This is a genomic window from Micromonospora acroterricola, assembly GCF_003172955.1.
GTDB lineage: Bacteria > Actinomycetota > Actinomycetes > Mycobacteriales > Micromonosporaceae > Micromonospora > Micromonospora acroterricola.
This window is the reverse complement of the sequence record NZ_QGKR01000189.1, coordinates 32,090-41,768: the sequence shown is the minus strand read 5'-3', so window position 1 is coordinate 41,768 and position 9,679 is coordinate 32,090. Positions and strand designations below refer to the sequence as shown.

The following is a 9,679-nucleotide window of genomic DNA, read 5'->3' as shown; positions in this document are numbered from 1 at the left end:
GCTCGGGCCCGGCCCGGGGCTGGGCGGGCCCGCGGAGGCCGGCGCCCCCTGCGGTTGGGCCGCGGTCCCGCCGGACAGGCCGGCCGGGCCCGAGCCCACGTTGCCGCCCCCGCCGAAGAAGAGGCCGGCCCAGCCCTTCTTGAACACGCCCTCGGTCGGCGCCCCGCCGGTGCTCTCCGGCAGGAACGCCCGGGACAGGTCGTTCCAGGTGATCATGGGGACGATCGCGTCGACCCGGCGGTCCTGAGCGGCGAGCAGCAGCGCCAACCCACCGCCGTACGAGCCGCCGACCACACCGACCTTCGGGTCGCCGGCGGCGTCGGTGCGCACCTCCGGCCGGGCGGCCAGCCAGTCCAGCAGCCGGGACGCGTCGCGTACCTCGTGGTCCGGGCTGTCCAGGTGGATCTCGCCACCGCTGCGGCCGAAGCCCCGCGCGGTCCAGGTGAGCACCGCGTAGCCGCGCCCGGCGAACTCCTCCGCGTCGGAACGCACCGACTCCTTGGTGCCGCCGAACCCGTGGGCCAGCAGCACCGCCGGCACCTTTCGACCGGACGACGCGTCGGCCGGCAGGTAGAAGGTGGTGTCCAGGTCCACCGGCTGGTCGCCGGACGGTCCGGAGCGGACGGTGAGCATCGCGCTCTCGGTGCGTACGCCCGATCCTCGCGGCCACACCGCCCAGGTCACGGCGGCGGCCAGCAGCACGACGACCGCCGCCGCGGCGATCGCGCGACGGCGGGTGGGCAGGGCACGCCGGAACCACGCGGCCGGCGACGGCGATCTCATGCGGCACACGGTACGGCTCGCAGGCTGAGCGTTGGCTGAGATCCGCCGTACGTCCGTCCGGTTGCTCCGATCGGCGCTCGGCACGATGCGACCGCGCACCGTCCGGCGCGGCACAGCGAGTCGAGTTCGGATCCCGTGAATTCCGATCTTCCGCGGATATCCACCTCGATCCCTTCATGTCACACCCGCCGATGGAACACAGCGTGCCGGCAACCCGGACGAAAAGTGACATCGCTCGAACTGACGCAAAACTGACTCATCGGTGAGGGGGTGGACAACGGGCGGTTCGGTTAGTTTTCCGGTCCGGTGCACGGGACTCGTCGGCAACCCCGACACCGCGCCGACCCCCCGTCCGACGCCGGAGGAGAAACACCATGACAGTCCCCGCGCCGCGGGTCCGTCGACGGCCGTCCATGTGGGGCCGGCTGCTTCCGCTGCTGCTCATCGCAGCACTGCTGGCCCCGGTGGGCCTGCTCCTCGCGCAGACCTGGCGGCACACCGGCGACGACCGCGAGCTGGCCGCCCGGGAACGGCTCGGCGTGCAGTACCTCCGCGCCCTCGCCCCGGTCACCGACGCGCTGGTGGAGGCCCAGTCCGCCGCGGTCAACGGCCGTCCCGCCAGCGACGAGGCGCTGACCCGCGCGGTCGAGGACGCCGCCGCGGTCGACGCCCGGATCGGCGACGAGCTGCGCAGCCAGGAACGCTGGGACGGGCTGCGAGCCAAACTGGAGGCGCTGCGCGACCGCGGCCCCACCGACCCGGAGGCGGCCTACACGGCGTACGGCGAGCTCACCGACCTGCTGCTGGCCCTGCACCGCAAGGTCCGGGAGAGTTCCGGGCTGGTGCGCGACGCGGGCGCCGACTCCTTCTTCCTCCAGGACAGCGCCGGTCAGGAGCTGCCCGAGGCGGTGGTGCTGGCCGGCCGGCTCGCCGATCTGGGCGCACTCGCCCCCCGCCGCCCCGCCGCCGAGCGGACCCGCAGCCTCATCGAGCTGACCGCCGTGCGGGCGGCCGCCCTGACGCCCGCCACCGACCTCGTCGACAACCTGCGCTCGGCGGTGGACAGCTCGGAGAGCACCGACCTGGGCGCGAACGTGCTGACCCCGCTGGACACGTACCAGCGCTCGGTGGAGGCGCTGGCCGCGTACTCGACCCCGTCCGCCGGCGCCGGCACGCTGGACCCGGGCCCGCTGGCCGCCGCCCGGCTCAACACGCACACCGCCGCCCTCCAGCTCCAGCCGGTCATCCTCAGTGAGCTGGACGCCCTGCTGGTCGAGCGGATCGACGGGCTGGACCGGGACCGCTGGCTGGCCGCCGGCGCGGGGCTGGTCGCGACGCTGCTGCTGGGCTGGCTCGCCGCGCTGCTGATCGCCGCCAGCCGACGGGCCCGGCGCCGGGCTGCCATGGCCGCCGCGCTTCCGGAGAGCCCGGACGCCCCACCGTCGGGTGACCTCTGGCAGCCGACCGCCACCCCCGGCCGGCCCGGCGACCCGCGACAACTGCAACCGGTCAGCGCGGCCGGCGACCCGGAACCCGTCCAGTGGGGGCCGTTCGATGCTCGCTAGGCTCCGGATCCGCGGCAAACTCGCCCTGCTCGTGGTGATCCCCCTGCTCAGCATGGTCGGCCTCGCCGTGCCCGTGGTGCTCGACCGGGTGGCCGCGGCGCAGCGGGCCAGCGACATCGCCGACCGGGTACGGCTCGCCAGCCGGGTCGGCAGCCTCGTGCAGGACCTCCAGCAGGAACGCATCCTCTCGGTCGGCTTCCTGCTCGGCCGGGTGGAACGCGCCGAGCTGGTCCGCAAGACCGCCGACGTGGACGACCGCGTCGCCGACCTGCGGACCGAGGGGAGCGACGCGCTGACCGACCGGGTCGACCACGCCCTCTACGGGGTGTCCAGCCTCGTCGACCTGCGGACCGCCGTCCTCGCCCGCTCGGCGAGCCCGACCCAGGTGATGGACGCGTTCGGTCCGGTCAACCGGGGGATGATCGAGTCGCTGCGGCTGGCGTTCAGCGTGGACACCGACACGCGGCCGGGTCGTCAGGTGCTGGCCCTGGACGGGCTGCTGCGCACCGACGAGCAGCTGGGCATCTGCGCCACCCTCATCGTGCTGGTCAAGGCGACCGCCAGCCCGCAGGCCAGCGCCGGGTACGTGGCCTGCATGGCCGCCCTCCAGGTGGACAACCAGCGCTTCCGGAGCCTGATCACGCCCGAGCAGTTGAAGGTGGCCCGGCTCAACGACGTGGCGGTGGCCGCCCGTACCAGCCCCGACTTCCTGGTCACCAGCGCCCGGGACCCGGCCGGTGCGATCCGCGACGTGCCACTGGACGCGCTCTTCCCGTCCGTCCGCTCGATGATCCGCCTCGGCCAGTTCGTGGAGAAGAAGCTGGTCGCCGACGTGCTCGCCGAGGTGACCGCCGAGCAGCGGCGGGCGCTGACCGCCGCCTACCTGGTCGGCGGCGCCGCGGCGCTGATCCTGGCGTTGGTGGTGCTGCTCAGCACGGCCGTCGCCCGCACGGTGGCCCGGCCGCTGACCCGGCTCACCCGTTCCGCGGACCGGGTCGCCCGGGTCGCCGAGGCGGAGCTCGTCCGGGTCACCGACGACGAGACGGAGAACGCCCAACCGGTCCGGCTGGATCCGGTGGACATCCGGGCGAACGACGAGATCGGCGATCTGGCCCGCGCCTTCGACCGGGTGCAGAGCACCGCGGCGCGGCTGGTCGAGCGGCAGGTCGCCGGCCGGCGCAACGTGGCGCAGATGTTCGGCCACGTCGGGAGACGTACCCAGAACCTGGTGGGCCGGCAGATCGCGCTGATCGACCGGCTGGAGCAGCAGGAGGCCGACCCGGGCCGGCTGGAGCACCTGTACCGGCTCGACCACATCTCCAGCCGGCTACGACGCAACGCCGGCAGCCTCGTGGTGCTCTCCGGCGCGGCCGGGGCGGACGCGCACACCGCGCCGGTGCCGCTGGCCGACGTGGTCCGGTTGGCGCTCGGTGAGATCGAGGACTACACCCGGGTCGAGGTGCGGGTGCCTCCGGGCATCTCGGCCGCGCCGGCTGTGGTCGGCGACCTCGTTCTGGCGCTGGCCGAGCTGATGGAGAACGCCACCATCTTCTCCCCGCCGCACACCCGGGTCCTGGTCACGGGCGAGTCGTCCGGCCTCGGTGCCCGGATCACGGTGGTGGACCACGGCATCGGGATGAGCGAGCAGCGGCTGGGCGAGGAGAACGCCCGGCTCACCCGGCGGGAACGGCTCGACCTCGCGCCGACCGAGGTGCTCGGCCTGTTCGTGGTGGGCCGGTTGGCCCGCCGCCACGGCTGGGGGGTGAGTCTGACCGCCACCGACGGCGGCGGGGTGACCGCCCGGCTGGAGATCCCGCCCGCCTCGCTGGTGCTGCGCCGCGCCGACCGGGCGGGGGCCACCGTCGCCCGGGCCGCGGTGCCGGACCGGGACCGACGCTCCCCTGCCGCGCTCGACCCCGCCCAACGGACGAGATCGCTCACCGCCTCGGCGGCACCGGCCGCCTTCGACTCCGACCTGCTCAGCCGGGCCACCCGCAGCCTGGAATCGGGTCAGTCCTGGGATGCGTTCGGCGCCGGCGCGGCGGAGATCAGCCCACCGGTCCACGCCGCCACCACCACGCCTCGCACCCCGGTCGACCTTCCCGCCACCGATTCCGGTCTGCCCCGCCGGCCACCTCGTGGAACGGCCGGCAGCGGCCGGGGCATCGCCGACGCCCGGCACCCGGACCGCACCGCGCCGGGCTCGGCCACGGAAAGCCCGGACCCATCGGCCACGCCCACCGGGCCACGGGTCCGGCAACGGGTGCCCGGGGCCAGCCTGCCCGCCGGCTCCGCGCCGGTCGGGCCGGTGAACGCCACCGGCGCCGACCCGGCCGCCGCGCGGGCGCTCGTCGAGGCGTTCCAGTCCGGCGTACGCCGGGCCGAGCTGGGTGTGCCCCCGGACGCCGGTCACCGCGTCGGGCACTGGTCGATGCGGACCGTCACCGACCCGACCGGCGGCGTCGAGCCCGCGGTGGCGGACCCGAACGTGACGGTCGACCTGCCCGCCACACCGGGTGGTCTCGGCCCCACGGTGGCCGACACCACCGGTCCGAGGGAGGCCGCGCCGGAGCGGCCCCGACTGAGCCGGCGGGTACCCGGTGCCAACCTCACCGCCACGCCGCCCTGCCAGCCGGCCAGCCCGCACCTCGGCGACCCGGCCGAGGTACGCGATCTCATCACCGAGTTCGAGGCGGGCGTCGCCCGTGCTCTCCGCGAAGTCAGTTCAGACCGCCGGAACGAAGAAGGATCATCACGGTGACCAGCCCCTTCCTGCACGAAAACGTCGACCAGAACCAGTCCGGCGCGGCCGGGGACCTCAGCCCCGAGGCCCGCACGTTCAACTGGCTGCTGGACTCCTTCACCTCCAGCACCGCCGGGGTTCTGGAGGCCATAGCGGTCTCCTCGGACGGGCTGCTGATGGCCATGTCGGCGATCAAGGACCGGTCCAACGCGGAGCGGCTGGCCGCCGTCGTCTCCGGCATGACCAGCCTCGCCGGCGGCGCCGCCAGCTGGTACGCCCTCGGCGGCCTCAACCGGGTGATCGTCGACATGGCCGACGGATACCTGCTGATCAGCGCGATCAGCAGCGGATCCGTGCTCGGCGTCGTCGCCGACCGGTCGGCGAACCTGGGCACCGTGGCGTACGAGATGACGCTCTTCGCCGGACGCGCCGGTGGCGCCCTCAGTCCGCGGCTGATCGCCGAGTTGAAGAACGCCGTCCAGCAATGACGCGGGACGTCGCCGGCGAGGATCCGGACCCGGAACCCGGGGCCCGGATCCGTCCCTACCTGCGCACGGCGCCCTCGACCGAGGGCGGCGCGCCGGCGGCACCCGCACCGGAGGCGGGTGCGGGCTGGCCCTCCGTTCCCCGGCCGTTCGTGCTCACCTCGGGACGCGTGGCCGGTGCGGATCCGGCGATCGGGCTGGAGACGCAGGTGACCGTCCGCCCGGACAACGGCCCGTGGACCGTGCCGGCCGTCCTGCTGGCGCCGGAGCTCCAGGCGATCATCGCGCTCTGCGCCGAGCCGATCTCGGTGGCCGAACTCTCCGCCCGGACCCGGCTGCACTTCGGCGTGACCCGGGTCCTCGTCGGCGACCTGCGCGCCGCCGGGCACCTGGACGTGCACGTCACCGACGCCGACGACGCCTTCGACCCCAACCTCATCCTGCGAGTGATTGATGGACTCCGTGCGATCTCCTGAATGGCCGGGCGCCCCGCTCGGGGGGCTCGCCGGCAACAGCGCCGCCGCCCGCTACGGCACGACGCCGGTCACCGGTCCCGCGATCGGGCGTGCCGCCCCGCCGTCGGCCGCGCCACCGCCGCCGTACCAGCCGCCGGCCGGCACCGGCTCCGCGCCGCCACCGGTCCGGCCACCGGCCGCGCCACCCGTCCCGGTCAAGATCCTGATCGCCGGTGGGTTCGGGGTGGGCAAGACCACCACGGTCGGGGCGATCTCGGAGATCGCGCCGCTGACCACCGAGGCCGAGATGACCACCGCCGGGATCGGCGTGGACGACCCGGGCGTCCGGTCGGCCAAGACCACCACCACGGTGGCGATGGACTTCGGTTGCGTGACCATCGACCGAAGCCTGAAGCTCTACCTGTTCGGCACGCCGGGGCAGACGCGGTTCGGCTTCATGTGGGACGACCTGGCCCGGGGCGCGCTCGGCGCGTTGGTCGTGGTGGACAGCGCCCGACTGGACGACTGCTTCCCGGCGATCGACTTCTTCGAGCGGGCGGGGCTGCCGTTCGTGGTGGGGGTCAACGCCTTCGACGGGCGGCTGGCTCTGGAGCTGGGTGAGATCCGGTGGGCGCTGACCATCGGAGACCATGTACCCCTGGTGCAGTTCGACGCCCGGGACCGGCTGTCGGTGCGGGACGCCCTGCTGGTCGTCCTGGATCGTGCGCTGGACCGGGCCACCCGGGACAGACAGGCCTGAGCAGACCGGCTCCGGCCACGGCGGGGAAGGGGTGATCCGGTGAGGGGCGACCTGGACGAGACGCTGGCCCGGCTGGCTCGGCGCGAGGAGGCGCTGCGCCGGCGTGCCGACGACCGCGACGACACCGCACCACCGTCGGGTCCGGCCGGTGGAGCGGCCCACCCCGGGAGCGGCCGCACCGACGCCCGCAACGCCGGGCCGGGCCGGCACGACCCCCGGCACGCGGGGCGGGACAGCCACGGCGAGGTGGGCGGGTGGGGCCCGGTCGAGGAGGTGGCCGAGGCCGTACGCCAGGTCGTCGGCGCTCACCCCGGGCTGGCGGTGACCGTGCGCGTCGAGCACGCCGGGCGGACGTACGCCCTGCGGATCTCCTGGGACGGCCCGGACGTCACGGTCGGCCCGGAGCCCTCGGCGGCCCCGGCGGAGCCTCCCCCGGCCTGGCCGCTGTCCGGCCGGACGGTGCCGGCCTGGGCGCCCGGCCCGGACGGGTTGACCCCGGATCCGGCTGCCCGGCTGGCCGAGCTGATCCGGCGGGACCCGTCGCTGCTGGACGAGCTGGATCCGCGGCGCTGACCGACGGGACTGGCTCACGGCGGCTACGGTCGGGCGGTGGCGCAACCCGACCTGACCCTGACGGCGAGCCTGCGGCCGGCGGCGCTGGACGCCCGACGGGGCATCGTGCGGCTGCACCCGGAGGTGCTGACCGCGCTGGGGCTGCGCCCCGGCGACCCGGTCCGGCTGGGCGGCAGACGCGAGACGGCCGGAATCGTGGCGGCGGCCCAGCCGGGCACGAGCACGGCCCTGCTGTACGCGGACGACCTGACGCTGGGCAACCTCGGCATCCACGACGGCGGTCAGGTGCGGGTGACCCCGTTGCCGCTGACCCCGGCGAGCCGGGTCACGCTGGCCGGGCCGGTGGAGGTGGTCGCGGCCGTCAGTCCGGAGATGCTCCGGCTCGCCCTGCTGGGCAAGGTGGTCACCGCCGGCGACGACGTCTCGCTGTTGCCGCAGGACGTGTCGCCGGACGCCTCGGTGCGCAGCCTGATCGAGGCGGCCCGGCGCAGCCTCGCCAACACGGTCGGGTTCGCCTGGACCAGCACCCTGCTCACCGTGGTCGCGGTCGAGCCGGCCGCCGGTGCGCTGGTCACCATGGACACGCTGGTCGGCTGGGAGCACGGCCCGGTGACCCACGGCGCCACCCCCGGCCGGCTCACCCCGGCGGCGCGGCCGGTCGCGGGCGGCCACCGGCCGGCCGGCGTGACGGCACCCTCGACGATCGAGGACGACGTTCCCGACATCGATGAGCTGCCCGGGCTGCGGGCGCAGGCCGAGGAACTGACCGAGCTGCTGGACCTGGGCTTCCACCACCGGGAGGTACTGGGGCGGCTGGGCACCACCATCTCGCTGGGGGTGCTGCTCGGCGGGCCGGCCGGCTCCGGGAAGTCGGCGCTGGTCCGGGCGGTCGCGGCCCGGGTCGGCGCCCGGGTCCACCCGCTCTGGGCGCCGGAGGTGGCCGCGCTGGCCAACCAGGCGGCCGCCGACCGGCTGCGCGCCGTGGCGGCGGCCGCCCGCGCCGGCGGGTCCGCGGTGCTGCTGGTCACCGACGTGGAGGCGCTCGCTCCGGCGGACGAGCCCGGCCCGGTGGCGACGGTGTTCCGCCAGGTGCTCGCGGAGACCGTCCGGGCGGGTGCCGCCGTGGTCTGCACCACCGGCCGGCCGGAGGCGGTCGACCCGGCACTGCGCGCGCCGGACCTGCTGTCGCTGCGGATCAGCATTCCGCTACCCGACCCGGCGCTGCGCCGGGAGCAGCTCACCGTGCTGACGCGGCAGGTGCCGCTGGCCGACGACGTCCGGCTGGACGAGGTGGCCGGGCGTACCCCCGGTTTCGTCGCGGCGGACCTGGCCGCGCTGGTGCGGGAGGCCGGGGTACGGGCGGCGCTGCGGCAGAAGTCGGCCGAGACCCCCACCGTGTCGATGGCCGACTTCAGCGCCGCCCTGGAGGTGGTCCGGCCGACCACGATGGCCGCGTCCACGCTGGAGCTGGCCTCGGTGACCCTGGACGACGTCGGTGACCTCGTCGAGGTCAAGCAGACGCTGACCGAGTCGGTGCTCTGGCCGCTGACGTACCCGGACACGTTCGCCCGGCTCGGCGTGCAGCCGCCGCGCGGCGTGCTGCTCTACGGCCCGCCGGGCTGCGGCAAGACGTACCTGGTGACCGCGCTCGCCGGGTCGGGGCGGGCGAACGTGCTCTCGGTGAAGGGTGCCGAGCTGCTCTCCAAGTGGGTGGGCGAGAGCGAACGCGCCGTCCGTGAGTTGTTCCGCCGGGCCCGGGAGGCCGCCCCGACGCTGATCTTCCTCGACGAGGTGGACGCGCTGGCGCCGGTACGCGGCCAGGCCAGCGACGGCGGGACCACCGACCGGGTGGTCGCCGCGCTGCTCACCGAGCTGGACGGGGTGGAGACGCTGCGCAACGTGGTGGTGGTCGGCGCGACGAACCGGCCCGACCTGGTCGACCCGGCACTGCTGCGGCCGGGTCGGCTCGAACGGCTCGTCTACGTGCCTCCACCGGACGGGGCGGCCCGCGCGGAGATCCTGCGGGCCACCTCCCGGCAGGTGCCGCTGGCGCCGGACGTCGACCTGGCCACGCTCGGCGAGGAGCTGGATGGTTTCTCCGCGGCGGACTGCGCGGCGCTGGTCCGTGAGGCGGCGCTGGCCGCGATGCGTGAGTCGTTGACCGCCGCCACCGTCACCTCCACGCACGTCGCCACGGCACGGCGTCGGGTCCGTCCGTCGCTGGACCCGGCACAGGTCGCCTGGCTGGCCCGGTACGCGGCCGATCGCGGCTGACCGTACGGAACTGATCCGGGAGTCAACCTTTCCGCGGGCCC

General features: G+C 75.2%; 8 protein-coding genes. 7 read left to right on the top strand and 1 reads right to left on the bottom strand.

Translation table 11 applies throughout. The features are described 5' to 3' along the window. On the bottom strand, positions 1-783 hold a 783-nt coding region (locus DKT68_RS14235), incomplete at its 3' end, for an alpha/beta hydrolase (protein ID WP_146218367.1). A 374-nt stretch (positions 784-1,157) separates the two neighbouring features. On the opposite strand from DKT68_RS14235, the gene DKT68_RS14230 reads away from it, so the two are divergent. The 7 genes from DKT68_RS14230 to DKT68_RS14200 are packed head-to-tail and all read left to right on the top strand — an operon-like array spanning position 1,158 to position 9,638. Further along, positions 1,158-2,348 (top strand): hypothetical protein, encoded by a 1,191-nt coding sequence (locus tag DKT68_RS14230; protein WP_109817878.1) that lies wholly within the window; start codon positions 1,158-1,160, stop codon positions 2,346-2,348. Further along, on the top strand, positions 2,338-5,109 hold the full coding sequence (locus DKT68_RS14225) for a sensor histidine kinase (protein WP_109817877.1): 2,772 nt from the start codon (positions 2,338-2,340) through the stop codon (positions 5,107-5,109). The genes DKT68_RS14230 and DKT68_RS14225 overlap by 11 nt, the downstream gene beginning before the upstream one ends. Next, complete coding sequence (locus tag DKT68_RS14220) at positions 5,106-5,579, top strand: roadblock/LC7 domain-containing protein (RefSeq protein WP_109817876.1); 474 nt, start codon at positions 5,106-5,108, stop codon at positions 5,577-5,579. Before DKT68_RS14225 ends, DKT68_RS14220 begins: the two co-directional genes overlap by 4 nt. Further along, positions 5,576-6,052, top strand: a complete 477-nt coding sequence (locus DKT68_RS14215; RefSeq protein ID WP_109817875.1) for a DUF742 domain-containing protein — start codon at positions 5,576-5,578, stop codon at positions 6,050-6,052. The genes DKT68_RS14220 and DKT68_RS14215 overlap by 4 nt, the downstream gene beginning before the upstream one ends. Then, positions 6,030-6,791: a GTP-binding protein gene (locus DKT68_RS14210; protein WP_201749034.1), complete on the top strand. Its 762-nt coding sequence runs from the start codon at positions 6,030-6,032 to the stop codon at positions 6,789-6,791. Before DKT68_RS14215 ends, DKT68_RS14210 begins: the two co-directional genes overlap by 23 nt. Positions 6,792-6,830: 39 nt before the next feature. Continuing rightward, complete coding sequence (locus DKT68_RS14205; protein WP_109817874.1) at positions 6,831-7,364, top strand: hypothetical protein; 534 nt, start codon at positions 6,831-6,833, stop codon at positions 7,362-7,364. Between the two features lie 36 nt (positions 7,365-7,400). After that, complete coding sequence (locus DKT68_RS14200; RefSeq protein ID WP_109817873.1) at positions 7,401-9,638, top strand: AAA family ATPase; 2,238 nt, start codon at positions 7,401-7,403, stop codon at positions 9,636-9,638. The last annotated feature ends 41 nt before the right edge of the window (positions 9,639-9,679 follow it).

Coding starts and splice junctions, on each gene's coding strand:
- DKT68_RS14230 (WP_109817878.1), top strand. CDS start 1,158: ATGACAGTCCCCGCGCCGCGGGTCCGTCGACGGCCGTCCATGTGGGGC.
- DKT68_RS14225 (WP_109817877.1), top strand. CDS start 2,338: ATGCTCGCTAGGCTCCGGATCCGCGGCAAACTCGCCCTGCTCGTGGTG.
- DKT68_RS14215 (WP_109817875.1), top strand. CDS start 5,576: ATGACGCGGGACGTCGCCGGCGAGGATCCGGACCCGGAACCCGGGGCC.
- DKT68_RS14210 (WP_201749034.1), top strand. CDS start 6,030: ATGGACTCCGTGCGATCTCCTGAATGGCCGGGCGCCCCGCTCGGGGGG.